Raw genomic sequence first — 25438 nt, 5'->3', positions numbered from 1 at the left:
CTAGCCCTTCAGCGCCTTCTCGATCCCGGAGGTCAGCGACCCCACGACCGAGTCGACGCTCGCCGAGGGCGAGGAGAGGAACTGGTCCATCGAGTCGACCAGCGCCTGGTTGATGCCCGGGAAGGCGGGCAGCGTCGTCGTCTTCACCAGCGCGTCGGGCATCGTCGTCGCCTGCTTCTGGAAGACCGGCAGCAGGTCGGGGCGGGTGGCGTAGGACAGCTTCGCGTCGACCAGGTCCTTGCGCACCGGCAGCACGGTCGTCTTCTCGCAGAACAGCTGCATGTTGTCCTTGGTGACGAGGTACTTGGCGAACTCCGCGGCGACGGTCTTGTTCTTCGACCCGTCGGTGACGACGACGGCGTTGCCGCCCAGGTCGGTCGCGGCGGCGGTGTCGCGCGGCAGGTAGGTCACGCCCCACTCGAACTTCGAGCCGATCGCCGCCTCCAGGGACGGCACGAGGAAGTCGCCGGCCTGGATCATCGAGATCTTCTGGGTCGGGAAGATCTCGTCGGGGTAGGTCGGGCGCTTGACCAGGACGCTCTCCGCGTGGAGCTTGTCGGTGTAGAGGCTCTGCGTCCAGGTCAGCGCCTTCTTGGCCTGGTCGGTGTCGAGCGTCGGGGTCTTCTGCGACCCGTCGAGCACGGTGCCGCCGGCCTGGAAGAGGGTGTTGAACCAGCGGTAGGCGCCGTACAGCTGGTAGTTGAAGGCGAAGGGCGCGGCGCCGAGGTCGGCGGACTTGAGCCGCTTCAGCACCTCGACGAGCTCGTCCCACGTCCACGCCGTCTCGAGCGTCGTCGGCACCGAGGTGATGCCGGCCTTGGCGAAGTGGGCCTTGTTGTAGACCAGCGCCGACGTGTCGGTGTGGTGCGGCACGCCGACCGGGGCGCCGTCGAGGGTCACCGAGCTCCACAACCCGGGGAAGAAGGCGTCGCCGAACCCCTCCCCGAACGCGTCGGTGAGGTCGGCGAGCGCGCCGTTCTGCGCGTAGCCGGCCACGTCGGTGTAGGACACGCGGAACAGGTCCGGGGCCTGGTTCGCCTGGAGGCGGCGGTCGACGACGGTGCGGATCTGGTCGTAGGGCAGGACCTCGATGTTGACGGTCGCCCCGCGCTCCTGCTGGAACGAGGAGGCCAGCTGCTTGAAGGCGGCCACCTCCTGGTCGCTGCCCCAGGTGGTCAGCGTGACCGACCCGGTCAGCTTGCCGGTGGAGGGGACGGCGGCGGCGGTGTCGCCCTCGCTCCCGGAGGAGGAGCAGGCGGCGACGGCGAGGCCGGCACCTGCGAGTCCGGCGCCGGCGAGGAAGGATCGGCGGGTCAGCGAGGTCATCTCGGTCTCCTGGGCAGGGGGAGCACGGGGCCCGCCGGGGCTGTCGGCGGCGAGGCGCCGGCCGCGAGGCAGGTCGCCGTTCCTCATCATGGGCGACGCCACCGACAGTCGCACCGCTCGACGCCGTACGGCGGCGTGCGAGGCCGCCTCCGGGGGTAGGGGACAAGCCGTGAAGACACGACAGATCGGGTCCCGCACCGTCTCCGCGATCGGCCTCGGCGGCATGCCGATGTCCATCGAGGGGCGCCCCGAGGACCGCAGCCAGAGCATCGCCGCCATCCACGCCTCGCTGGACGCCGGCGTGACGTTCATCGACACCGCCGACGCCTACCACCTCTCCGGGCACAAGGACGACGACGAGGTGGGTCACAACGAGAAGCTCATCGCCGAGGCGCTGCGCTCCTGGGGCGGCGACCGCGACGCCGTCCTCGTCGCGACCAAGGGCGGGCACACCCGCTCGAACAAGGACAGCTGGGAGAAGGACGGCCGCCCCGAGCACCTCAAGGAGGCGGCCAAGGCGTCCGCGCAGCGGCTCGGCGTCGACGCCATCGGGCTCTACCAGTTCCACCGCCCGGACCCCGACGTGCCCTACGAGGAGTCGATCGGCGCGATCCGCGACCTGCTCGACGAGGGCGTCATCGCGATGGCCGGCATCTCCAACGCCGACCCGGACCAGATCCGCCAGGCGAACGACGTCCTCGGCGGCCGCCTCGTCTCCGTGCAGAACCAGTACTCCCCCGCCTTCCTCTCCTCGCGCCCCGAGCTCGACCTGTGCACCGAGATGGGCATCGCGTTCCTGCCGTGGTCGCCGCTCGGCGGCATCTCGAAGGCGAGCGACCTCGGGTCGACGTACGACGTCTTCCAGCAGGTCGCCGACGCCAAGGGCGTCTCGCCGCAGCAGGTGACGCTGGCCTGGATGCTCGCCACGTCGCCGGTCGTCGTCCCGATCCCGGGGTCGTCGCGCCCCGAGACCGCGAAGGCCTCCGCCGAGGCGGCCGACGTCGAGCTCACCGACGACGAGAAGTCACGACTCGACAGCGCAGCTCGTCACTGAGCCATACGCTGCCTGCAGCCGAGCCGGGCCGCCGCGGAGCACCGCGGCGGCCCGCTCCACGACCAGGGGGAACCACATGTCCTACGCACGTCCCGCGGCCGGTGCCGCAGCCGTCCTCACCGCCGCCGCACTCCTCGCCGGGTGCGGCTCCGGCGGCTCCTCTACCGCCGCCGCCGGCGGGACGCCGTCGGCGTCGACGACGAGCGCCTCGACGCCGTCGCCGAGCAGCACGACCACCAGCGCCACCACGAGCGCCGGCACCGCGGCACAGGTCGGCACGAAGGTCCCCCTCTCGACGTTGTCCGGTCGGGTGTCCGCCGCCCTCAAGGGCGCCTCCTCGGTGCACGAGGAGATGACGGTCGGGTCGGTGGCCAGCGTGAGCGCCGACCTGGACGTCGCCCACTCCGCCGTGAGCGAGACGTTCGGGGCGGGCTCGACGCAGATGCAGGTGCTGTTCGTCGACGGCCGCTTCTTCGTCGGGGGTGCCCTCGCCCAGCAGCTGAAGGCGCCGACGCCCTGGGTGTCGGTCGACCCGCAGGGCACCGACCGGCTGGCCAAGGCGCTCCAGCCCGCCACCCAGGCCCTGCAGTCGGCCCTCAAGGCCGGGGCCGGGTCGGTCCCCTCCATCCCCGGCGCCGAGGCGACCGTGACGAAGGTCGAGGCCGGGGCGACGACGTACCACCTGGTCCTCACGCCCGCGCAGGTCAAGTCCGGGCTGTCGACCAACCCGATGCTGTCGCAGCTGACGACGGCGAACCCCAAGGCGCTGGAGATGCTGCTCAAGTCCCCGCTGGCCTACGACTACACGCTCGACGCCCAGGGCCGACCGGAGCGGGTGGTCATGCAGGTCGCGGGGCAGACGATGACGATGACCTTCAGCCAGTGGGGCTCGGCGCCGGCCGTGTCCGTGCCACCCGCGTCGCAGGTGACGCCCTCCTCGGCCCTGGGCACCGGATCGGCCTGACCGGTTCCGCTCCGGCCCGGGCGGGTAGTGGCACGGGCAAAGGTCGCGCACGGCGACCACGACGGAGGAGGACACGCATGTCGGACGACGCCAAGGTCGCCAAGGAGCTCGTCGAGACGCTCAAGGACGGCAACAAGGGCTTCCAGGCCGCCGCCGAGAAGCTCACGGACAGCAACAAGCCCGAGTGGGCCGCGACGCTGAACCGTCTGGCGCAGCAGCGGGCCCAGTTCGCCCAGGAGATCGTCGACCTCGGCCACCAGTACGGCGACGACGTCGACGAGAGCGGCTCGGCCCTGGCCGCGCTGCACCGCGGATGGCTCTCGCTCAAGGACGCCGTCACCGGTGACGACCCGTCGGGTGTCCTCGGTGCCGCGGTCAGCGGCGAGGACCACGCGGTCAACGAGTACGAGAAGGGCCTCAAGGAGGACCTCAGCGACGGGTTCCGCACCGTCGTCGAGCGCCAGCACGCCGAGATCGTCAAGGCGCGCGACGAGATCAAGGCGCTGCAGACCGCGGCCTGAGACGCATCGCCCTTACGGCGCCCTGCCCCTCCCCAGGGGGCAGGGCGCCGTACGGCGTCCTAGGGTGGCGCGCGTGCTCGGCTCCCCCATCCACCGTCACGTCGGCCAGGTCTTCATCCCGGTGCGGGACCTGCACCGCGCCGCCCAGTGGTACGGCGACCTGCTCAGCATCGATCCCGGGCCCGCCTCGCACGACGACACGATCCTCGACCTGCCGGTGCAGGACGGGCCGGGACTCGCTCTCGACGCCACCCGACCGGAGTTCACCGCCGACGGTCCCCCGCGCTTCTTCTTCTGGGCCGACGACCTCGAGGCCGTCGTCGACCACCTGCAGCGGATGGGCACCCGGGTGACCTCGGACGTGCTGGACATCGGCAGCGTGTCCCTCGTCCAGTTCGAGGACCCCGACGGCAACGCCCTCATGGTCTGCCGTCGCAGCGCGTGATCGTCAGCGCCGGAACCAGGCGGCCGTCTCCGGCCGCAGCACGAAACCGTCTGCGGTCCGCACGTCCTGCTCGCCGGCGCGGTCGCTCGTGAGGAGCAGCTCGCCGTCGACCTCGTGGTCGCGGTCCGCGAAGCTCACCACGCAGTGCCAGTCGCCGCGGGCCAGGTGCAGGACCTCGGGGTCGACCTGGTCGAGCCACCGCACCGGGTCGGGGCGTCGCAGCGTCCGGCGCTGTGCGATGGCCCGCCGGTAGAGCTCGAGCGAGCTGTCCGCACGACCTTCCTGGGTCGACGCCGCGAAGTCGGCGAACCACTCCGGCTGCGGCAGCCACGGCTCGCCGTCGCCGAAGCCGAAAGCGCGCTCGTGCGCCGTCCACGGGATCGGGACCCGGCACCCGTCCCGGCCCTTGAGGGCGTGCCCGGTGCGCTCGTAGACGGGGTCCTGGAGCCGGTCTGCCGGGAGGTCCGCAACCTCGAGCAGCCCCAGCTCCTCCCCCTGGTAGAGGTAGGCCGACCCCGGCAGGGCGAGCATGAGCAGCGTCGCCGCCCGGGCCCGGCGGGCCGCCACCTCCGCGTCGAGGGGGACCGCCCGCCCGTCGCCGGCCAACCAGGCGTCGAGGTCGGTGCCGGGCGGCAGCCCGTAGCGGGTGGCGTGCCGTGGGACGTCGTGGCTCGAGAGCACCCAGGTCGGCGCGCCACCCACGGCCAGCTGCTCGGCGAGCGACCGGGTGACGACGTCGCGGAACGAGGCGGCTCCCCACTGCGCCTTGAGCAGCGAGAAGTCGAAGACCTGCCCGAGCTCGTCGGGTCGCGAGTAGAGGTAGGTCCGCGGGTTCGTCGGGGTCCACGTCTCGCCGACGGCCATCCGCGGCGGGTCGTACTCGTCGAGCACTTGGCGCCAGGACCGGTAGATCTCGTGGACCTCCTCGCGGTCGTAGAGCGGGTCGCTCCCGTCGAGCGGCAGCCGGGTGTCGAGGTGCGGCTGCGAGCGCAGCGGGTGGCGCAGGTCCTTGGCCAGGGCGTGCGCGACGTCGACGCGGAAGCCGTCGACGCCGCGGTCGGCCCAGAAGCGCAGCGTCGTGAGGAAGTCCTCACGCACCTCGTCCTGGTCCCAGTTGAGGTCCGGCTGCTCGCGGGCGAAGAGGTGCAGGTACCACTGCCCGTCGCCGACGGGCTGCCACGCGGAGCCGCCGAAGTGCGAGCGCCAGTCCGAGGGCGGCTGCGCGCCGTCCGGGCCGGTGCCGTCGCGGAAGACGTAGCGCCCGCGGGCGCGCGAGCCGCGCGGCGAGGCGAGCGCCTCGAGGAACCACGGGTGCCGGTCGGAGGTGTGGTTCGGCACGACGTCGACGATGACCCGCACCCCGAGCGCGTGGGCGTCGGCGACGAGGTCGTCGAACTCGTCGAGCGTCCCGAGGCGGGGGTCGACGTCGCGGTGGTCGACGACGTCGTACCCGCCGTCGGCGAGGGGGCTCGGGTAGAAGGGGCTGAGCCACACCGCGTCGACACCGAGGTCGGCGAGGTACGGCAGCCGACTGCGGATGCCGAGGAGGTCACCGATGCCGTCCCCGTCGCCGTCGGCGAAGCTGCGCGGGTAGATCTGGTAGACGACGGCGTCGCGCCACCAGCCGGGGTCGGGGTCCATTCCCGAGACCGTACGACGCCCCGTGGTCGCCGGTGCGGCGACGGCGGACGGCAGGAGGGCGGTCATCCCTTCACCGCCCCGGCGAGCATGGCGCGGATGAAGAACTTCTGGAAGAGCAGGAAGACGAGGATGGTCGGCGCCATGATCAGCAGCGCGCCGGCGTTGAGCAGGACGACGTCGGTGGAGTGCGCGCCGACGAAGCCCTGCAGCGCCCCGGCCATGGTGCGCTTGGTCGGGTCGTCGATGAGCACGATGGCGAGCAGGAACTGGTTCCAGGTGCTGAGGAACATCAGCACTCCGAGCGAGGCGAGCGCCGGCACGGCGAGCGGCATCTGGATGTGCCGGAAGGCCTGCCACGGACCGGCGCCGTCGATCGAGCTGGACTCGGACAGCTCGGCGGGGACGGACTGGAAGTGGGTGCGCATCCAGAAGACCGCGAAGGGCATGTTGAGCCCGATGAGCGGGAGGATGAGACCGAGGCGGCTGTTGAGCAGGCCCATCGACTGCATCTGGTAGTAGAGCGGCACGACGACGATCTCGTAGGGCAGCGTCAGCCCGAGCAGGAGCAGCAGGAAAAAGACGTTGCCGAGGGGGATGCGCAGCTGCGCGATGGCGTAGGCGGCCATCGAGCTGATGAGCATCGCGGCGGGGACGACGCCGAGGACGAGGATCGCGCTGGACTGCACGAGCGTCGTGATGTTGGCGACGTTCCAGGCGTCGACGAAGTTGTGCCACTGCGGGTGCAGCGGGAAGGAGATCCCGGCGGGGGCGGTGCCCTGCGGCTGGAGCGCCGCGGAGAACATCGACAGCAGCGGGAACACCGAGAACAGCGCGGCGGCGGTGAGCAGGACGGTGCGCGGCGCGGTGTCGCGCAGGCGGGCGATCGCGGTCATGGTCACTTCTCCTTGAAGACGCGCTGGAGCGGCAGGACGACGGCGAGGACGAGGAGGCTGAGGACGACGGCGAGGGCCGACGACTGGCCGATCCGGTTCTCGGTGAAGGCGAGCTGGTAGACCTGAACGCCGGGGACCTGGGTGGAGTAGCCGGGGCCGCCCTGGGTCGACATGAAGACGACGTCGAAGCTGGCGAGGGCGGCGATGACGGTGATCGTCACGCAGACGCCGATCTCGGCGCGCAGCCCGGGCAGCGTGATGGCGCGGAACTGCTGGAGCCGGCTCGCGCCGTCGAGCGAGGCGGCCTCGTACAGGCTGGTGTCGATCTTGCCGATCCCGGCCATGAGCAGCAGGGTGCACAGACCCGTGGCGAGCCAGGTGCCGATGATGCCGACCGCGGGCAGGGCCCAGGTGAAGTCGCCGAGCCAGGCCCGGGTGAGCGAGCCGAGGCCGAGCGCACGCAGCAGCTGGTTGACCGCGCCGTCGGGCGAGTACATCCACGTCCAGGCGATGGCCGACGCGGCGCCGGGGATGATCTGAGGCAGGAACATCAGGGTGCGGGCGGCGGCGCCGGCCCACGTGCTGCGGATCTCGCGCACGACCGAGGCGACGGCGAGGCCGAGGATCACCGGCAGCACCGTGAAGAAGACGATGAGCACCAGCGAGTGGACGATCGAGGCGAGCAGCTGCGGCTCGGTGAAGACCCGGGTGTAGTTGGCCACCCCGACCGGCGTCGCCGCGCTGATGCCGTCCCAGTCGTAGAACGAGCACTGGACCGCCGTGAGGATCGGCCGGAGCTCGAAGACGGCGTACATGAGCAGCGCGGGGAGGGCGAAGAGCCAGCCGGCCCACTGGGCGCGTGACCGTTGCGGCCGGGCCCAGCGGCGGGTGGTGGCCCGCTCGGCCGGCCGGGCCGTGGCGGGGCGGGAGGTCGGGGCCGTGACGGTGTCCCCGCGGCGCAGTCCGGGAGCGACGCTCATCGCTTCAGCTCGTCCTCGTAGGACTTCTGGACGTTGGCGACGAAGGTCTGCGGGGTCGAGCTGCCGCCGAGCAGCAGCTGGCTCTCCGGGGTCCACGCGCGGTTGGAGATGCCGGCGGTCGCGTTCTGGACGAAGGGCACCTGGCCACCCGCGGCGGAGACCTTGGCGAACGCGGAGGTGACGTCGCCGAGGACCGAGCCGGAGGGGATCGACGGCTGGGCCTGGTCGGCGCCGCCGCTCGGCATGAAGCCGTGGTCGACGGCGATCTGCCGGGCCTCGTCGCTGGAGAGGAAGTTCAGGAACGCGGCCGCCGCGTCCTTGTGCTGCGAGCGGGCCGGGATCCCGAAGGCGGTGGCGGCGTCGGACATCGCCGCGACCTGGCCACCGGCGCTCGCGGGCGGCATCGCGAAGAACCCGACCTGCCCGGGCATCGTCTTGTCGAGGTTGGCGGCGTCCCAGTTGCCCCACGGGAAGAAGAGCGCCTTGCCGCTCGCGAAGAGCGCGTCGGCGGCGGTCGCGTCGAGGGCATTGACCGACCCGGGGAAGAGGCCGGCCTTGTTCCAGCCGGCGACGGTCGTCGCGGCGGCGACCGCCTCGGGGGTGTCGATGGTGGCGCCGGGGGCGTTGAACACCCACTCGGAGACCTTCTTCGGGCCCATCGCGGAGTTGATGATGAGCTGGAAGGGGAAGACGCCGCCGCCCTCCTTGTTGGCCACGACCATCGGCGTCACGCCGGCGGCCTTGGCCCTGGTCATCCACGAGGAGAGCTCGTCGAGGCTGGCCGGCGGGGTCGTCATGCCGAGCGAGGCGGCAACCTTCTTGTCGTAGTAGAGGCCGGTCATCGTGAAGCCGCTGGCCTTGGCGTAGAGCGAGCCCGCGCCGGCGACGCCGTCCTTCGCGCGGAACTGCGCGAGCTGCGAGGCGGGCAGCTCGTCCCAGCCGTACGCCGTGGCGTAGGCGTCGAGGTTGGTCAGCAAGTTGTTCTTCGTGCCGGCGGTCACGGAGATGACGCGCACGAGGTCGGGCGGGGTGCTCGACGCGAGCTGGCGCGGCTGGTTCTGCGTCGTGACGTTGTCCGGGTCGTAGGTCGCGGTGATCGTCACGTTCGGGTGCTGCTTGGTGAAGGCGGCGATGAGGGCGTCGTCGACGGACTTCAGGCCCTGGCCGTCGTAGAGCTTGAGGGTGACCGGCGTCGTCGGGAGCGAGGTGCTCACCGCGGTCGGGGTCGAGTCGGCGGCGGGGGCGTTCGCGGCCGGGCCTGGGGCCGAGCAGGCGGCGGTGGTGCCGGCGGCGAGGGCGAGGGCCAGCAGGGCGCCGGTGCGGGCGGCGGTGCGGCGGGTGACGGGGGTGTGCATGGAGTCCTCCTGCGACGGTGAAGGAGCCCGCTCGGGGCCGAGCCGGACATTGTCTGGAAGCGAATGGAAGCGTTTCCAGTAACGATAGTGGAGCATGCGCCGGTGATGCGTCAACGTTTTCGCACGAGAAATCTGGACCGGGCCTCACGTGATGCAGCACGGGCTGTCCGGTTCGAAGGAAAACGCTTCCAGTCGAGGTACGCTCCCTCCGTGACCGAGACCAGCGCCGCGAAGGTGACCCTCGTCGACATCGCCCGGCTGGCCGGGGTCGGCGTGGGGACGGCGTCGCGCGCGCTGAGCAACGCCAAGAACGTCGCCCCCGCCACGCGCGAGCGCGTCCTGCGGATCGCCGAGGAGCACCAGTACGTCGTGTCCCCCGAGGCCTCGCGCCTGGCCCGCGGCAACACCGGCCGGGTGGCGCTGGTCGTGCCGCACCTGTCGCGCTGGTTCTTCGGCAGCGTCGTCGAGGGGCTCGGTGACGCGCTGCGCGGCGCCGACCTCGACCTGCTGCTCTACGAGGTGGGCGACTCGCGCGACCGGCACGACTTCTTCGACCGGTTGCCGGCGCGGCGCAAGGTCGACGCCGTCGTCGTCGTCGGCTTCCAGGTCGAGGACGGCGAGCGGGACCGGCTGGCGACGATGGGGGTGCAGATCGTCGCGGCCGGCGGGCAGAGCGCGTCGTACCCCAGCGTGCACATCGACGACCACGAGGCGAGCCGCCAGGCGGTGGCGCACCTGGTCCACCTGGGGCACCGGCGGATCGGCATGCTCGAGGCGGTCGATCCCGACCAGCCGGGCCTGACCTCGACCCGCTCCCCCGCGTACTACGAGGTGCTCGAGGCCGCGGGGCTCGAGGTCGACCCGACCCTCGTCGTCTCCGCCCCCTGGGGCGGCGAGCACGGCGCCGCGTCGATGAGCCGGCTGCTCGGCCACCGCGAGCCGCCGACAGCGGTCTTCGCCCACTCCGACGAGGTCGCCCTCGGCGCGATGCGGACGCTGCGCCGGGCCGGGCTGCGCCCGGGCGCCGACGTGTCCGTCGTCGGCATCGACGACCACCCGATGGCCGAGCTGACCGACCTGACCACCGTGCGCCAGGACCCGCGCGAGCAGGGCGTGCTCGCCGGCCGGCTCCTGCTCGGCCTGCTCGACGGCCGGGAGCCGTCGTCGCTCACCGCCCCCACGCACCTCGTCGTCCGCGGCAGCACTGCTCCCCCGCGCGCCTGACCCCGCCCGTACGGCGCCCCGCGGTCCGGTCACGCGGCTGGGATAACCTGTGGCCGCGCTCCGGCGCCCCCGCCCTCGTAGCTCAGGGGATAGAGCACCGCTCTCCTAAAGCGGGTGTCGGCAGTTCGAATCTGCCCGGGGGCACCCCACGCTTGTGACCTCGCACGATGCTCGCCGAACGCCCGCGCGGCTCCCGGTTCGTCGCCGTCCGGGCGGCCGATACTGACCGGGTGAGCTCCGCTTCCCTCGTCGCGGACGTCGCCCATGCGGGTCTGACCGTCCCCGATCTCGACGACGCCCTCAGCATGTGGTGCGACGGCCTCGGCTTCACGCTCGAGCGCACGTTCACCCTCGACGACGCCGTCACGTGGGGCACCACCGGCGTGCGGGGAGCGACGATCCGCGCGGCGACCGTGACGCTGGGCCCGCACCGCGTCGAGCTGCTGCAGTACGACCCGTTGGCTTACGGTCACGAGCCCACCAGCCCCGGACAGGCCGGTGTGGTCCACATCGCGCTGACCGTCCGTGACCTCGATGCCGTGATCGACGTCTGCGGGCGGCCCGGCTGGCGGCCCGTGGGAGCGCCGCACCTCATGACCTCCGGGCCACGGTCCGGCACGCGCATCATCTACCTCGACGGCACGGGCGGAGGACACCTCGAGCTCCTTGCGCCGCCGACCGCGGCGGGGGCCGGGTCATCGTCGTCGACGCCGACAACGAGGGGCTGCTCCCCTTCTATCGGCGCCACCGCTTCCTCCCCACGGGCGCCGACCCCCTTCGGCTGTACATGAAGGTCGCCACCGCCCGCGCCGCGCTGGGCGGACTCGACGTCTGATCCGCGGCCGCCAGAGGTGCCCGGTGTGTCAGGCTCCGAGGCGGCACCACCGCTCGAGAACGGAGACCCGATGTCGACCCCTCCTCCCGCCCTGCCGGTGCTCGACCTGGCGCGAGTCGACGCTGGCCCGCACTCGGCCGAGCTCTTCCGCCGGGACCTGCTGACGGCGACGCACGAGGTCGGGTTCTTCCACCTCGTCGGTCACGGCGTGCCCACCGACGTCGTCGACGGCCTCTTCACGACCGCCCGGCGGTTCTTCGACCTCCCCCAGGAGGAGAAGGACGCCATCGCCATGACCCACAGCCCGCACTTCCGCGGCTACACCCGCACCGGCGGCGAGCTGACCGAAGGCCGGGTGGATTGGCGCGAGCAGATCGACATCGCGGCCGAGCGACCGGCCGTGCGCGACGACGGCGCCCCGGCCTTCATGAGGCTGGAGGGCCCCAACCAGTGGCCGGCCTCGCTCCCGGAGCTGCGGACGGTCGTCGCGGACTGGGAGGCCCGGTGCACCGCGGTCGCCATGAGGCTGCTGCGTCAGTCGGCTCTCGCCCTGGGCGGACCGGCCAACCTGTTCGACACCGCGTTCGCCGCGCGACCCTCGACGCTCATCAAGCTCGTCACGTACCCCGGCACGGCGGAGCACGACGGCCAGGGGGTCGGCGCGCACAAGGACCCTGGCGTCCTCACCCTCCTCATGGTCGAGCGCGGCAAGGCCGGGCTGCAGGTGCGGCACCAGGACCGGTGGCTCGACGTCCCGGCCCACCCGGACGCCTTCGTCGTCAACATCGGCGAGCTCCTCGAGTTCGCCACCGGCGGTTACCTCACGGCCACCACGCACCGGGTGGTGGCGCCCCCCGTCGGGCAGACCCGGATGTCGGTCCCGTTCTTCTTCAACCCCGCCCTCGACTCCGTCATGCCGACGATCACGCCACCGGGGAGCGCCGGCAGCGAGGTCACCCAGGACCCGGCGAACGTCATCTCCGGCCGCTTCGGGGACAACCTGCTCAAGGCGCGGCTGCGGGCGCACCCGGACGTGGCGCGGCGCCATCACGCCGACCTGCTGGAGGAGGACGGGTCCTTCCCGGCGCCCCGGGTGCGGTCCATCGGACCCGGGTGGAGGGTGGGGAGCATGACCGACGCGCCCACGCCCCGCACCTCCGCGCCGCACACCGCGACCGACTCCGTCGACCTCGCCGGCTACCGGGTCCGCCGCATCGGGTACGGCGCCATGCAGCTGCCCGGCCCCGGCGTCATGGGTCCGCCGAAGGACCACGACCAGGCGATCGCCGTCCTGCGCCGCGCCGTCGACGCCGGGGTCAACCACATCGACACCGCCCAGTTCTACGGACCCGACGTCGCCAACGCCCTCATCCGCGAGGCGCTGCACCCCTACCCCGACGACCTCGCCCTCGTGTCCAAGGTCGGCGCCCGCCGCGACGCCGACGGCGCCTGGACCCCTGCCCAGCGGCCCGAGCAGCTGCGTGAGGACGTCGAGGCCAACCTGCGCGCCCTCGGCACCGACCGGCTCGCCGCGGTCAACCTGCGCCTGCACGGCGGGGACGAGCGGATGCCCGACCAGCACGTCGACCTCGCCGACCAGCTCGCCGAGATGGTCGCCCTGCGCGACGAGGGCCTCATCGCCGGCATCGGCATCTCCACCGCCACACTGGCCCAGGTCCAGCAGGCCGTCGAGCAGGCGGGCATCGTCACGGTCCAGAACGCCTACAGCCTCGTGGCCCGCGACGACGAGGACGTGCTCGAGCTCTGCGCCCGGCACGGCATCACCTACGCCCCGTACTTCCCGCTCGGCTCGGCGTTCCCGCAGATGCCGAAGGTCGTCGACGCCCCCGTCGTCCGGCGCATCGCCGGCGACCTCGACGCCACGCCCGCGCAGGTCGGCCTCGCCTGGCTGCTCGCCCACAGCCCGGTCGTCCTGCTCATCCCCGGGACGTCGTCACTGGCCCACCTCGAGGAGAACCTCGCCGTCGCCGACCTCCAGCTCACCCCTGACCAGGTCGCCGAGCTCGACGCCGTCGCCCCCCGTCCCTGATCGAGCCGAGACCGATCCGCCTCCCCACGAAGGGGACGGGGGGCATGAACCGGCGCGCAGTGGGTAGCCCGCGGGCGCCTGCGTCCGCGCAGCCACGACCACACCCCTCGGACCCACCGCAACGGAGCTCACCATGACGCTCGACGCCCGACCCACGACCGGCTCGACGACCGGCTCGACGACCGACACCGGGGCCCCGGCCCCCAGCGACCGCAACTCGCTCACCGTCAGCCCTGACGGGCCGATCGTGCTGCACGACGTGCACCTGGTGAACCAGATGGCGCACTTCAACCGCGAGCGCATCCCGGAGCGCAACGTGCACGCCAAGGGCGGCGGCGCCTACGGCACCTTCGTCACGACCCAGGACGTCTCGCGCTACACCCGGGCGGCGCTCTTCCAGCCGGGCGTCGAGACCGAGATGCTCGCTCGCTTCTCCACGGTCGCCGGGGAGCAGGGCAGCCCCGACACCTGGCGCGACCCGCGGGGCTTCTCGCTGAAGTTCTACACGACCGAGGGCAACTACGACCTCGTCGGCAACAACACCCCGGTCTTCTTCATCCGCGACACGATGAAGTTCCCGCACTTCATCCGCAGCCAGAAGCGGCGCGGCGGGTCGGGCCTGCGCGACAACCACATGCAGTGGGACTTCTGGACGCTCAACCCCGAGTCGGCGCACCAGGTCACCTACCTCATGGGCGACCGCGGCATCCCCCGCACGTGGCGCCACATGAACGGCTACGGGTCGCACACCTACCTCTGGTACAACGCCTCCGGGGAGAAGTTCTGGGTCAAGTACCACTTCCACAGCGACCAGGGCGTGCAGGGCCTCAGCGGCGACGACGCCACGCTCATCGCCGGCCAGGACGCCGACTTCCACCGGCGCGACCTCTACGAGTCGATCGAGAAGGGCGACCACCCGAGCTGGACCCTGTCGGTGCAGGTCATGCCGTACGCCGACGCGGCGTCGTACCACCTCAACCCGTTCGACCTCACCAAGGTGTGGCCGCACAGCGATTACCCGCTGATCGAGGTCGGGACGATGACGTTGAACCGCAACGTGGAGAACTTCTTCGCCGAGATCGAGCAGGCCGCGTTCGAGCCGTCCGCGCTCGTCCCCGGCATCGGCTTCTCCCCCGACAAGATGCTGCTCGGCCGCGCGTTCGCGTACGCCGACACGCACCGGTACCGGATCGGCCCCAACTACCACCAGCTGCCGGTCAACCGGCCGAAGGCCGTGGTGGAGACCAACACCTACAGCTTCGACGGGCCGATGGCCTACGACCACACCGGGGACCAGGCCGTCTACGCACCGAACACCCAGGGCCGCGGGTACGCCGACCAGGTCGGTGAGGTGCCGGACGGGTGGGAGTCGGACGGGGCGATGGTCCGCCAGGCCTACACCCTGCGCGAGGACGACGACGACTGGAGCCAGGCGGGCGCGATGGTGCGCGAGGTGTGGACCGACGAGCAGCGCGACGAGTTCGTCCACACCGTCGCCACCCACCTGCTCGGCGGGGTGAAGTCCCCCGTGCTGGAGAAGGCGTTCGAGTACTGGCAGAACGTCGACGCCGACACCGGCAAGAAGATCGAGGAGCTCGTCCGGGCCGGCCAGGCGGGGGCGAACCCCGAGGGCATGCCGGACGAGGCCAAGGAGGGCCTGACCCCGTATGTCGAGGACGAGGCGAACGCCTCGCGCTGACGCGGCACGACGCGACCGGCCTCCCCGCGCCGCGGGGAGGCCGGTCGCGGGTCAGTTCGCGGCGCTGCCCAGCTGCCAGGTCCCGGCGCTCGCCAGCGAGGGCGAGAACCAGGTGGAGGAGGCGAGCAGGAGCGACCCGGGCGACGTCCCGTTCGCGGCGAAGACCTCGACGTGCCCCGTGCCCGGGGCGACGAGCTTGACGTAGGTGACGTCGGCGACCCCGTCACCGGTGACGTCCCGCACGTCGGTGAACCCCGCCGCCGCGTCCCCCGTGGTGAACACGGTGGAGCGGTTGCTGGCCGGGTCGAAGCCGCCGTACACCTGGCCCGCGCCCCACGCACCGGTGTACCCGACGACCTGGAGCCGTCCCGTCGCGCTCGACGGGACCAGAGCGACCGGGGTCGGCCGAGCCGTCGCCGTCCCGGCGCTCGGTCCGTACGTCGCCCCGGCGCCCGCGCTGGTGACGTCGGCCCCCGTCAGGCAGTACGCGAAACCGGAGCAGCTGACGAGGAACGCCGTCAGCCGCGACCCGGAGGCCACGATGAAGGCGACGGGGTACGTCGTCGGCGTCGAGGGCTGGAAGGCGAGGTGCACCCGGGACGAGGCCAGCCGGGCCTTGGCCTGGTCGCAGGGCAGGTTCGCCTGCGGCGCATCTCCCGTCCCGGTGAGCGCGACGTGCGCCCCGGAGGTGTAGCCGCTCTGCGGGGTGGCGGAGTGCAGCTCCCAGGAGCCGGACCCGGTCTCGCAGACCTTGAGGAACCACAGGGTCCGGCCGATCATCTGGAAGTAGCCCTGCCGGGCCTCGGTGGTGCGGAAGTACGTCGTCGTGTGCAGGTCGGCCTGCTGGTAGTGCGACGCCGCGGTCGCCGTGTGGATCTCCACCCGACCGCTGGGCGTGCCCGCGGTGCGGATGAAGAACAGCGTCGCGCGGTCGTCGGGGGCGGCGTGGGCGGCCGCCACGCCGGCGAGCAGCGGCCCGACCACCGCGGCGGCGACCAGCACGACCGCGGCCAGCACCGACCGTCGACGCCGTGATGCCTGCGGGGGCGCGCCCCGGCCGGTCGTGCCCTCGTCCTGGCCCGTCGTCGTCCTGTGCATCGTGGTCCCCCGTGCCAGAGTCGTCCCCCGAGCGGAGCCGGCTCGGGCGGGCGCGACGCTACTCCCGATCGTTGCGGTGCGCATCGGGTTCGACCGGGCCCCGTTACCCGAGCCGGTGCCAGACCCCTTCCGACACCACCTCGGTGCGGCCGTCGACCACGGTGACGGCCGACTGGTCGTCGAGGACGTACGCCGGGCCGCCGACCTCCACGGCCCAGGCCTGCGCCTGCGCCATCGTGTTGGTCGGGAACACGTCCAGGTGGGGGAAGATCGAGAAGTCGACGAGCCCCAGCGCCCGGTCGTCCGGGGCCCCCGCCCACTCGACGAAGTCGGAGCCGATCCGCGGCGTCAGGACCATGCTCCCGGCGCTGACCCCCACCCAGACCGTGTCGGTGAGGGTCGGCAGGACGTCCGCCAGCCCGGACTCGCGCAGCCAGTGGGCCAGGTAGGTCGCGTCGCCGCCGTCGACGAGCAGCACGTCGGCCTCGCGCACCCACGGCAGCCAGCGCTCCTCGCCGATGCTCGGCAGCGCGGTGAGCTCGAGCAGACCCAGTGACCGCCAGGGCAGCGAGGTGAGGCCGCCCCAGGGCGGCGTACCGGCGACGAACCCGCGGGCCGAGACCGGCCCGCACATCGGGTGACCCCACTGCGCCGTGGGGATGCACAGGGCCGAGCAGTCCTCGATCGGTCGACCCAGCAGCTCGTCGAGGGCCTGCCGGATGCTCGGGTTCCGCACCCCGCCGGAGGTCAGCAGCAGCTTCACGGTAGGGACCCTACGCGTAGGACGACGTCACCCCGCTCCTTCTCGACCTCCTCGACACCCAGACCCGCCACCACTCGCGGGGGCGCCCACGGGAGCGGGTCGGCGGGGGCGGGCCGGCCGAGCAGGTAGCCCTGGACGAGGTCGCAGCCGACGCCGCGCACGAGGTCGAGCTGGTCCGCGTCCTCGATGCCCTCGGCCACGACGACGAGCCCGAAGGCGTGCGCGGCGTGCACCATGAGGCGCAGCAGGTCCGTGCGTCCCGGCGTGGCCGCCGTGACCAGGCTGCGGTCGATCTTCAGCTCGTCGGCGGGCAGCGTCGCGAGCTGCCCGAACGAGGTGTAGCCGGTGCCGAAGTCGTCGATGCTGAGCCGGACCCCGAGGGCCCGGACGGCCGCGAGGCGCTCGCCCACCTCGTGCACGTCGACGAGCACCGTCTCGGTCACCTCGACGACCAGCCGGTCGGGCTCGAGCCCGGACGACTCCAGCGCGGTGCGCACGTCGTCCAGCAGCACGGCGTCCTGCAGGTGCCGACCGGAGACGTTGACCGCCACCCGCAGGGCGCCGTACGTCGTCGGCTGCGCCCGGGTCCACTCCACCAGCTGGTGGCAGGCCTCGCGCAGCACCCACGCCCCGATCCGGGTGATGGCGCCCGACTGCTCGGCGAAGGGGACGAAGGCGTCCGGGCCGACCAGTCCGTGGCCGGGGCGCTGCCAGCGCACCAGCGCCTCGTACCCGCTCAGCGACCCGGACACCGCGGCGAGCACCGGCTGGTAGTGCAGGACGAGCTCACCGGCGGCGAGCGCGTGGTCGAGGGCGGCCTCCAGCTCCTGCCGCTCGGCCAGGTGACGACGCAGGACCTCGTCGAACACCTCGACGGTCCCCCGGCCGGCCGCCTTGGCCCGGTAGGCGGCGGTGTCGGCCTCGTGCAGGAGGCGCGCCGCTCCGACCACCCCGGCCCCCGACGGCTCGCCGTCGCCGGCGCGGCTGAGCGCCAGCCCCACGCTCGCCCCGACCGAGAGGACCTGGCCACTGCCGGGGAGGACGACGTCCTCGCCGATCGCGGCCAGCAGGTGCGCCGCCGTGGAGAGTCCGAGGTCCGGGCCGGCGACGGTCTCGACGACGACGATGAACTCGTCGCCGCCCAGTCTGCCGACCACGTCGTGGGGGCGCACCGCGGCGCGCATCCGCTCGGCGACGACCTGCAGCACGTGGTCGCCGACCGCGTGCCCGTGCAGGTCGTTGACCCGCTTGAAGTGGTCGAGGTCGACGAAGAGGACGGCCACGCCGGTGCCCTGGCCGGCCGAGCGCTGCAGGGCGGTGTCGAGCAGCTCGAGGGCCCGCGCGCGGCTGGTGAGCCGGGTGAGGCTGTCGTGGGCGGCCTGGTGGGCCAGGTGGTCGCTGAGGTCCTCCCCCACCCGGATCGCGCGTGACGCGGCACGGATGGCCAGCGTCAGGCGCAGGACGACGAGGACGAACATGGCGGTGGAGGACGCGACGAAGGCCCAGATGTCGAAGTCGCCGTCCCGGACGGCCTCGAACGCGAGCAGGGCCGGTGGCACGAGCACCGACGCGCCCAGCACGACGATCCGGCGGGCGCTCATCGACGGGGCCGGCGCGTCGGAGCGGCTCGACAGCCGGGCCATCGACGGGTGCAGGGTCGCGGTCCCCCACAGCACGTACGACGACAGCCAGGTGAGGTCCAGGAGGCGGCGGGGGTCGTCGAACAACCCGTACGACCCGAGGGTGAAGGCCACGTCGCCGACGACGAGGACGAGGACGGCGGCCACGAGCAGGCGGTACGACGGCAGCGGGCGCGGCATCGAGGTCACGAGCCAGGCGATCCCGGCGAGGACGAGGATGTCGCCGGCGGGGTAGGCGACGCCGACGGCCTGCTCGAACAGCGGCGCGTCGGACCCGGCGGTGGGAGCGGCGAGGAGCACCCACGCGAGCAACCCGAGCGCGACGGTGACCACCGCGGCGTCGAGCGCGCTCTCGAGCGCGGCGCGGGGGCGTCGTACGCGCACGAGCCTGACCACCCCGACCGCGAGGAGCGGGTAGGCGGCGAGGTAGAACGCGTCGGCGACGGACGGGTAGGGCGAGACCCCGAGGACGTCGTTCAGCCAGTTGAAGGTGCTGTCGCCGGCGGTCCAGACCAGCTGCCCGGCGGCGAACCACCACCACGGCGAGCGGCCCTGCGGCCGGTGCCGCAGCACGCCCACGACGATCCCGGTGACGCAGCCGAGGCCGAGGACCAGGTAGAGGACGTCGCGGACCAGCCCGAGCGGGAGCAGCGCGTAGGTCCCCACGAGCGCCGTCCCCACCGCGGCGTAAGCACGCCACGCCGCGGTGGGGACGGTGTCAGTTGACGAGCCGGACCGGGGTGCCATTGATGCTGGCCTGCCAGGCCGTCACGTCGGTCGGGGTGCCCGCGGTGTACCTGACGCTGTACCAGCACGCCGTCTGGTCGGCGTCGTTGCAGGAGTAGGTCGTCGGGATCGAGATGAAGAGCTTCTGCCATCGTCCGTTGAAGGTGGACGAGGGGATGTCGAAGTCGCAGCTGCCGAGCGACCCGGACACCGGGCCGGAGCCGATGCACGTGCCGGCGGGGGTGCCGTCGGGCTGGACGATCTGGATGTGGCACAGCGTGCCCTGGCAGTCGCCGATGTCGAAGAACCCGACCTGCAGGGTCTGGCCCGCGGCGGCGGTGGGGACCCGCGCGAGGTAGAACTGCGACCCGGCGCCGTCCTGCGCGAACAGGCCCATGGCCTGGTGCCCGGAGACGGCGACCGCGTCGTTGCCGGCGCTCGACGTCGCCCGGATGCTGAAGTGGTTGGTCATGCCCTGACCCGCGACGTTCTGCGCCGACTGGACCTGGAGCATGTAGGTCCCGGGCGTCGCGGTGATGCTGCACAGCGTCGACCACTTGTGGAAGGTGTCGCCGAGGCCGTTCACGTTGTTGGTGATGTCGGAGGCGAACTGGCTGGCGCTGGCCGGCTCGTAGCCCGCGTAGGTCTTGGTGCACGACCCGCCGACGACGGAGTGGCTGAGCGGGTCGGTGCTGCCGTCGTTGGACCGCAGGGTGTACGTCGTGGCCTCTTGCGCGGTGTAGTAGTTCGACAGGTAGGGGTAGGTGTAGGCGTCGCCGTCGCAGTAGTTCGTCGCGCCCGCGCTGTAGCGCGGGTCGCTCGACCCGAGCGCCGAGGCCAGGCCGTTCATGGCCGAGCTGTTGCAGAAGACGGCGGTGTCCACCCACGGGGCGTCGTACAGCTGCACGTTGAGGGTGCCCGGCTTGCTGACGATGAGCTCGTAGAAGAAGCCGTTGGCGGTGTACTCGTTGTTGGGGCCGGACAGGCTCGCGCAGTTGTCGGCGACGCGGTTGGTGCCGCTGGAGGTGTCACCGCAGTTGGTGACCGAGTACGGGTCGCCCTGCAGCTTCTCGGTGCTCGGGCTGTTGACGTTGACCCACAGCCGGCCGGTGCTCGTGCTGCAGCTGGGGTAGGCCACGCTCGGCGGGGACTCGGGGTCGAGCCCGATCCGGTTGCAGGGGCTGCCCATCTGCACCGGGGCGACGTAGTCGGCCGTCGCGGTGGTGGCGATGTTGGTCTTGTTGATCCCGAAGAGCGGGAGGAAGAAGTTGTTGACCGACGTCCGCACGGTGACGGCGAGCCGGTTCCCGCCCGCCCCCGTGGCCGCGCTCGTCACCGTCGTGCCGCCGCCGGTGGTGAAGCCGTTGTAGCCCGCGTACGTCGCGGCCTTGCTGTACGCCGTCGTCGGGTCCCCCGGCAGCGACGTCACCCCCGCCATCGCGGCGGCGTCGGCCGCCCGCTGGGCCTGCTGCTGCGTGAGGTACCAGCGACCGACGTCGACGACCATCCCGCAGCACCCCACGAGCAGCGTCAGCAGGAGCGCGGTCGCGACCGCGACGACACCACGGTCCCGGCGTCGGGTCGACGCGAGCAGTCGACGCAAGGGTCGACGCAGGGGTCGACGCAGGGGTCGGCGCAGGGGTCGGCGCGGGGGACGGCTGAGGAGGGCGCGGGGAGGCATGACCTGGCTTCCTGGCGGGTGGTGGGGGAGGCGGACCACGGTCGGAGACCCCGTTCATCGTGAAGGAAGGGCGGTGGACGGAACATCCGCCGAACGGATAAAGCGCTCGAGCCGGACATTCGCCTCGACCTGGAACGGTCGGGCGCCGGTCGGCAACAACCCACCGGGTGGAGCTTCGGAGCGGCGGGAAACACCGTGCGAGAACGTTCTTCGCCGGGCCGCGGTGACCGGCATACTCGCTCGGGTGGACCACCCACGCCTCCACCTGCCCCCCGCACCCGCGCCGTCGCTTCTCGGCGCACCCGGCTCGGGCTCGTCCTCCCCGCCGTACGGCGCCGGCGGCGTCCCGGGGGCGTGGACCTCGCTGCTCGTCCACGGCAGCTTCTTCCTGGCGACCTGCACCCGGTGCGAGTGGACGGGCTCCGCGCGTCGCGCACGCGACACCGCCCTGCGTGACGGCCTGCGGCACCGCCAGGCCTGCCCGGGTCCGGCCGGCCCGGTCCCCGCCACCGCCGCGGCACCCGCACCCTGGTAGCGGCCGGGCGCCGCGGGTCAGAGCCGCGGCAGGCTGCGGGCCGCGGTGTAGAGCGCGACGCCGACGAGCAGGACCGAGAAGGCCCGCGTCAGCAGCCGCGGGGGGACCCGCGAGGCGAGCCGGCCCCCGACCAGGCTGCCGACGACGGCGACCGTGGTGACGGCGACGACCACCGCCCAGGACGGCGACGTCCCGCTGCTCGCGCGGGCCAGCAGTGCGGTCGCGCTGTTGACGGCGATGACGAGCAGGGAGGTGCCGACGGCCGTCGGCATGTCGAAGGACAGCGCGAGCACGAGGGCGGGGACGAGGACGAACCCGCCCCCGACGCCGAAGAACCCGGTCACCAAGCCGACCACGGTGGCGGTGACGAGCAGCCGAACCACCCGCGGACAGGCGCACGACAGCGGTCGCAGGGTGAGCATGGGCTCGAGGTCGGCCCGGCCGAGGTCGGGGGCGGCGGGCGAGGCCGCCGCTGCGCGGGAGCGGCGGATCATCAGCGTCGCGACGAGCAGCATCAGCGCGGCGAACCCGGTGAGCAGGACCGCTGGTGCGACGTGCGCGGCCAGCGCGCTCCCGGCGAACGAGCCCGCGGTGCCGAGCGCGCCGAAGGCGAGCCCCTGCCCGGCGCGGACCCGGCCGCGCCGCGCGTGCGGGACGAGCGCGACCAGCGAGGTCAGCCCGACGATGACGAGGGACCCGGTGGTCGCCTGGCGAGGGTCCTGACCCAGCAGGTAGACCAGGGCGGGGACGGTGAGGATGGAGCCGCCGCCGCCGAGCGCACCCAGCGACAGCCCGATGACGAGGCCGACGGGCAGCACGAGCAGGGGCACGGTGGGGGCGGCCGGTCAGCGACCGAACAGGCGGGAGAGGAAGCCACCCCTCGAGGCGGCGGATCGCTCGGCGTCGGAGTGGCCAGGGCAGCGGTCGGCACGGGGCACGGTCGCCATGACCTGGTCGACGTGCCGGCCGCAGCCGGCCCAGGTGGTCTTGCCGCAGACCGTGCAGTGGGCGGGACGACACATGGTGGAGCTCCTTCTCGTGGTGGGGATTCGGACGACTCAGGTGGTGGCGAGCGGCAGACCGGCGCGCGCGGCGTGGTCGAACTCGTCGTCGACGGCGACGACGCGCCGGCCTTGGGCGGCGAGGATCGAGGCTGCGATCGAGGCGCGGTAGCCACCGGCGCAGTGCACCCAGACCTCCGCGTCGCCGGGGACCTCGTCGAGTCGAGCGACCAGGTCGTGCAGCGGGATGTGCAGGGCGCCGACGAGGTGACCCGCGTCGTGCTCGCGCTGCCGCCGTACGTCGAGGACGGTCACCGTCCGGTGGTGGCGCACCTCAACCAGGTCGGCGAACACGGCGCGCGGGAAGTGACCGAGCCCGTCGTCGGTCCAGTCCCCGGGACCCCCGGTGGCCGCGCCCGCGAGCACGTCGACGCCGATGCGGGCCAGCTCGCGCTGAGCCTCGGCCACCTGCGCGGTGCTCTCGCCGAGGAGGGTCAGCGAGGCGCCGTGGGGGACGAGCCAGCCGAGGTAGGTGGCGAACTGGCCGTCCAGACCGATGTTGAGCGTGCCCACGACGTGTCCCGCGGCGAACGCGGTCCGGGTGCGCAGGTCGACGACCCACTCCCCCGCGGCGAGGCGGCCCGCGAGGACCGTCCTGTCGGCGACGGCCGGGGCGTCGAGGTGGACACCGTCGGGGCCGGCGACGTTGGCCGGCGCCATGTGCACGTAGTAGGCCGGGTAGGCGTCGAGGCCGGCGAGGGTGTCGGCCACCCACTGCTCCTCGTCGGTGGTGAGGGCGGGGTTGACCGCCTTCTCGGCGCCGATGGTCGACTCGCTCGTCCCCCCGCTCGAGCCGGCGGAGCAGAACGAGCCGAAGCCGTGCGTCGGGAGGACCTGCGCGTGGTCCGGCAGCTGGCGGGCCAGGCGGTGGGCCGAGGCGTACTGGTGGTGGACCAGCGCGTCGGTGTGGTCGGGGCCGAGCAGGTCGGGCCGGCCGGTGGCGCCGTACAGCAGGGAGCCACCGGTGAAGACGGCCACGGTGTCCGCCGACCCGCCGACGGACGTGACCGCCTCGAGCGCGTACGACAGATGGGTGAAGGTGTGACCGGGGGTGGCGATCGCCCGCAGCCGCATCGACGGCGACACGTCGATGACGTCTCCGTCGTGGACGGGGGTGCGCGCGAAGCGCACCTCGTCGGCAGCGTTGAGGTGGTACGACGCCCCGGTCGCCCGGGCCAGCGCGAGGCCGCCCGTCACGTAGTCGTTGTGCACGTGGGTCTCGACGACGTGCGTGATGCGCACCCCGGCCTCCTGCGCCGCCGCGAGCACCCGGTCGAGGTCCCGCTGCGGGTCGACGAGGACGGCGACCCGGCCGTCGTGCGCGAGGTAGGAGCGGTTGCCCAGCGTCGGCGTCTCGATCGTCACGACGACCGGCCGGCGCGTCGAGGGCTGCGCGGTGGCCGTCGGGTGGGAGCCGGTGACGAGCGGTCGCCCGGAGCGGACCCACGCGTCGGTGCCGCCCACGACCGACGCCGCGTCGAACCCGACCCCGCGCAGGAAGTCGGTCATGGCGGCGCTGCGGTTGCCGCTCGCGCAGATGACGTGCAGCGACCTGGTCGGGTCGAGCTCGGCCCGGCGCGACGCCAGCTGCCCCATGGGGATCGACCGCGCGCCGGGGACGTGGCCGGCCGCGTACTCCCGCGGCTCGCGGACGTCGATGACGGTGCCATCGCCGCGCTGCGCGGCGGCGAGCTCCTCGATGGAGACCTCGGACGACATGGTCACTCCCTCCTCGCTCGACGTACCCCTGGGGGTATCTGACGCTTCGACTGTAGTACCCTGGGGGGTATCGACGTCAAATCTTCAGGAGAAGCCCCGTGCCCTACGCCCTGTCCACCACCGTGTCCCGCCCCTACGCCGACGTCGTCGAGGCCACCCGCTCGGCCCTCGCCGACCAGGGGTTCGGCGTCCTCACCGAGATCGACCTGGCGGCCACGCTCAAGGCGAAGATCGACGCTCACATCGCGCCGCAGGTCATCCTCGGGGCGTGCCGGCCGCCGCTCGCGCACGCGGCGGTGCAGGCCGAACCGTCGATCGGCCTCCTGCTGCCGTGCAACGTCGTCGTCCGCGCCGTCGACGAGGGGTCGACCCTCGTGGAGGCGATGGACCCGGCGATCATGGTCACCCTGACCGGCAACCCGACCCTCGAGGCCGTCGCCGCCGACGCCCGGACCCGGCTCACCGCCGCGCTCGACGCCCTCTCCGCCTGACCCCGCCACCACCCGCACGAGCACCAGGAGCACACCCATGGTCATCCTCAACCAGGACGACATGACCCCCGTCATCAACCGGCTCCGCCGCGCTCAGGGGCAGATCGGCGGCGTCATCCGCCTCATCGAGGAAGGGCGCGATTGCAAGGACGTCGTCACCCAGCTGGCCGCGGTCAACCGCGCCCTCGACCGGGCCGGCTTCGCCATCGTCTCCTCCGGCATGCGGCAGTGCCTCTCCTCCCCCGACGGCATCGCCGCCGAGGACCAGGCCGCGATGGAGAAGCTCTTCCTCACCCTCGCCTGATCGGGCCCGTCAGGCCCCGGCTCGAGCTCGAGGGCTGAGGGCGTCGGCCAGGGCGTCGAGGGCGCCGTCGACGACGGCGTAGTAGGCCCACCGACCGCGCTGGTCCCGGGTGACCAGACCCGCCTCGACCAGGACCCGCATGTGGTGCGACACCGTCGGCTGGGACAGCGACACCACCTCGGTCAGGTCGCAGACGCACGCCTCGCCGCCGTCGGCCGCGGCGATCAACGACAGCAGCCGCACCCGGGTGGGGTCGCCCAGCGCCTTGAACGACATGGCCAGGCGCTCGGCCGCCTCGGCCGTCATGGCGCCGCCGGTGACCGTCGAGCAGCACGCCTCGGCGACCGTGACGAGGGGCGGGGTCGACCGGGCCATGGGCCGAGCATCTCACACGCATTGACAATCGTCGATAGATCGACGATCCTCCATCCAT

24 protein-coding genes and 1 tRNA gene are annotated in these 25438 nt (G+C 72.7%); 12 read left to right on the top strand and 13 right to left on the bottom strand.

Annotation, left to right across the window (positions count from 1 at the left end; translation table 11 throughout):
• Positions 1-1326, bottom strand: a complete 1326-nt coding sequence (locus tag FB458_RS10775; RefSeq protein ID WP_170185645.1) for an ABC transporter substrate-binding protein — start codon at positions 1324-1326, stop codon at positions 1-3.
• 169 nt (positions 1327-1495) lie between these two features.
• On the opposite strand from FB458_RS10775, the gene FB458_RS10770 reads away from it, so the two are divergent.
• The 4 genes from FB458_RS10770 to FB458_RS10755 all read left to right on the top strand — a co-directional run bounded on the left by FB458_RS10770 (position 1496) and on the right by FB458_RS10755 (position 4310).
• A complete protein-coding gene (locus FB458_RS10770; RefSeq protein WP_141848490.1) occupies positions 1496-2380 on the top strand; it encodes an aldo/keto reductase in 885 nt (294 codons plus the stop codon).
• A 76-nt stretch (positions 2381-2456) separates the two neighbouring features.
• Complete coding sequence (locus FB458_RS10765; protein ID WP_141848489.1) at positions 2457-3344, top strand: hypothetical protein; 888 nt, start codon at positions 2457-2459, stop codon at positions 3342-3344.
• A gap of 77 nt (positions 3345-3421) precedes the next feature.
• The gene (locus FB458_RS10760) at positions 3422-3865 is read left to right on the top strand and encodes a ferritin-like domain-containing protein (RefSeq protein WP_141848488.1); all 444 of its coding nucleotides are present in this window, start codon (positions 3422-3424) and stop codon (positions 3863-3865) included.
• A 73-nt stretch (positions 3866-3938) separates the two neighbouring features.
• Positions 3939-4310, top strand: a complete 372-nt coding sequence (locus FB458_RS10755) for a VOC family protein (RefSeq protein WP_141848487.1) — start codon at positions 3939-3941, stop codon at positions 4308-4310.
• Between the two features lie 3 nt (positions 4311-4313).
• Here the strand turns inward: FB458_RS10755 and FB458_RS10750 are convergent, their stop codons facing one another.
• Genes FB458_RS10750 through FB458_RS10735 form a run of 4 tightly spaced genes read right to left on the bottom strand, consistent with a single transcriptional unit; the run spans position 4314 to position 9179 of the window.
• Positions 4314-6017, bottom strand: a complete 1704-nt coding sequence (locus FB458_RS10750; RefSeq protein ID WP_425460839.1) for a glycoside hydrolase family 13 protein — start codon at positions 6015-6017, stop codon at positions 4314-4316.
• Complete coding sequence (locus FB458_RS10745) at positions 6014-6844, bottom strand: carbohydrate ABC transporter permease (protein ID WP_141848486.1); 831 nt, start codon at positions 6842-6844, stop codon at positions 6014-6016. The genes FB458_RS10750 and FB458_RS10745 overlap by 4 nt, the downstream gene beginning before the upstream one ends.
• Before the next feature lie 2 nt (positions 6845-6846).
• Complete coding sequence (locus FB458_RS10740) at positions 6847-7824, bottom strand: carbohydrate ABC transporter permease (RefSeq protein WP_141848485.1); 978 nt, start codon at positions 7822-7824, stop codon at positions 6847-6849.
• Positions 7821-9179, bottom strand: a complete 1359-nt coding sequence (locus FB458_RS10735) for an ABC transporter substrate-binding protein (RefSeq protein WP_141848484.1) — start codon at positions 9177-9179, stop codon at positions 7821-7823. Before FB458_RS10735 ends, FB458_RS10740 begins: the two co-directional genes overlap by 4 nt.
• Positions 9180-9389: 210 nt before the next feature.
• On the opposite strand from FB458_RS10735, the gene FB458_RS10730 reads away from it, so the two are divergent.
• From FB458_RS10730 to FB458_RS10705, 5 genes are all read left to right on the top strand, one after another.
• The gene (locus tag FB458_RS10730) at positions 9390-10403 is read left to right on the top strand and encodes a LacI family DNA-binding transcriptional regulator (RefSeq protein ID WP_246061161.1); all 1014 of its coding nucleotides are present in this window, start codon (positions 9390-9392) and stop codon (positions 10401-10403) included.
• Positions 10404-10474: 71 nt separating this feature from the next.
• Positions 10475-10547, top strand: a tRNA-Arg gene (locus tag FB458_RS10725).
• A 23-nt stretch (positions 10548-10570) separates the two neighbouring features.
• Positions 10571-11194, top strand: coding sequence for a VOC family protein (locus tag FB458_RS10720; protein ID WP_141848483.1), 624 nt, complete (start codon positions 10571-10573; stop codon positions 11192-11194).
• A 114-nt stretch (positions 11195-11308) separates the two neighbouring features.
• Entirely contained in the window at positions 11309-13288 is a 1980-nt protein-coding gene (locus FB458_RS22130; protein WP_342778049.1) for an oxidoreductase, read from the top strand.
• A 133-nt stretch (positions 13289-13421) separates the two neighbouring features.
• Complete coding sequence (locus tag FB458_RS10705) at positions 13422-14987, top strand: catalase (protein ID WP_141848482.1); 1566 nt, start codon at positions 13422-13424, stop codon at positions 14985-14987.
• Positions 14988-15038: 51 nt separating this feature from the next.
• Here FB458_RS10705 and FB458_RS10700 read toward each other — a convergent pair whose 3' ends face one another.
• The 4 genes from FB458_RS10700 to FB458_RS10685 form a co-directional block, all read right to left on the bottom strand.
• A complete protein-coding gene (locus FB458_RS10700; RefSeq protein WP_141848481.1) occupies positions 15039-16085 on the bottom strand; it encodes a hypothetical protein in 1047 nt (348 codons plus the stop codon).
• Between the two features lie 103 nt (positions 16086-16188).
• Complete coding sequence (locus FB458_RS10695) at positions 16189-16848, bottom strand: Type 1 glutamine amidotransferase-like domain-containing protein (protein WP_141848480.1); 660 nt, start codon at positions 16846-16848, stop codon at positions 16189-16191.
• Positions 16845-19235 (bottom strand): putative bifunctional diguanylate cyclase/phosphodiesterase, encoded by a 2391-nt coding sequence (locus tag FB458_RS10690; protein WP_141848479.1) that lies wholly within the window; start codon positions 19233-19235, stop codon positions 16845-16847. Before FB458_RS10690 ends, FB458_RS10695 begins: the two co-directional genes overlap by 4 nt.
• Positions 19207-20817: a pilus assembly protein TadG-related protein gene (locus tag FB458_RS10685; RefSeq protein ID WP_170185644.1), complete on the bottom strand. Its 1611-nt coding sequence runs from the start codon at positions 20815-20817 to the stop codon at positions 19207-19209. The genes FB458_RS10690 and FB458_RS10685 overlap by 29 nt, the downstream gene beginning before the upstream one ends.
• A gap of 322 nt (positions 20818-21139) precedes the next feature.
• Here FB458_RS10685 and FB458_RS10680 point away from each other — a divergent pair, with 322 nt between their 5' ends.
• On the top strand, positions 21140-21430 hold the full coding sequence (locus tag FB458_RS10680) for a hypothetical protein (protein ID WP_141848477.1): 291 nt from the start codon (positions 21140-21142) through the stop codon (positions 21428-21430).
• A 17-nt stretch (positions 21431-21447) separates the two neighbouring features.
• Here the strand turns inward: FB458_RS10680 and FB458_RS10675 are convergent, their stop codons facing one another.
• From FB458_RS10675 to FB458_RS10670, 3 genes are read right to left on the bottom strand one after another with little or no spacing between them, the layout of a single operon-like run.
• Complete coding sequence (locus FB458_RS10675; protein WP_141848476.1) at positions 21448-22260, bottom strand: sulfite exporter TauE/SafE family protein; 813 nt, start codon at positions 22258-22260, stop codon at positions 21448-21450.
• 15 nt (positions 22261-22275) lie between these two features.
• Positions 22276-22452, bottom strand: coding sequence for a hypothetical protein (locus FB458_RS21325; protein WP_170185643.1), 177 nt, complete (start codon positions 22450-22452; stop codon positions 22276-22278).
• Positions 22453-22488: 36 nt separating this feature from the next.
• Positions 22489-24210, bottom strand: coding sequence for a rhodanese-like domain-containing protein (locus FB458_RS10670; protein WP_141848475.1), 1722 nt, complete (start codon positions 24208-24210; stop codon positions 22489-22491).
• 98 nt (positions 24211-24308) lie between these two features.
• On the opposite strand from FB458_RS10670, the gene FB458_RS10665 reads away from it, so the two are divergent.
• Both FB458_RS10665 and FB458_RS10660 read left to right on the top strand, forming a co-directional pair.
• Complete coding sequence (locus tag FB458_RS10665) at positions 24309-24701, top strand: DUF302 domain-containing protein (RefSeq protein ID WP_141848474.1); 393 nt, start codon at positions 24309-24311, stop codon at positions 24699-24701.
• A gap of 37 nt (positions 24702-24738) precedes the next feature.
• Positions 24739-25005 (top strand): metal-sensitive transcriptional regulator, encoded by a 267-nt coding sequence (locus FB458_RS10660; protein ID WP_170185642.1) that lies wholly within the window; start codon positions 24739-24741, stop codon positions 25003-25005.
• Positions 25006-25014: 9 nt separating this feature from the next.
• On the opposite strand, the gene FB458_RS10655 is transcribed toward FB458_RS10660, so the two are convergent.
• The gene (locus FB458_RS10655) at positions 25015-25380 is read right to left on the bottom strand and encodes an ArsR/SmtB family transcription factor (protein WP_141848473.1); all 366 of its coding nucleotides are present in this window, start codon (positions 25378-25380) and stop codon (positions 25015-25017) included.
• Positions 25381-25438 lie beyond the last annotated feature (58 nt).

The organism is Lapillicoccus jejuensis (assembly GCF_006715055.1).
GTDB lineage: Bacteria > Actinomycetota > Actinomycetes > Actinomycetales > Dermatophilaceae > Lapillicoccus > Lapillicoccus jejuensis.
The sequence above is the reverse complement of the archived record's forward strand: the minus strand, read 5'-3'. Positions and strand labels throughout refer to the sequence as shown.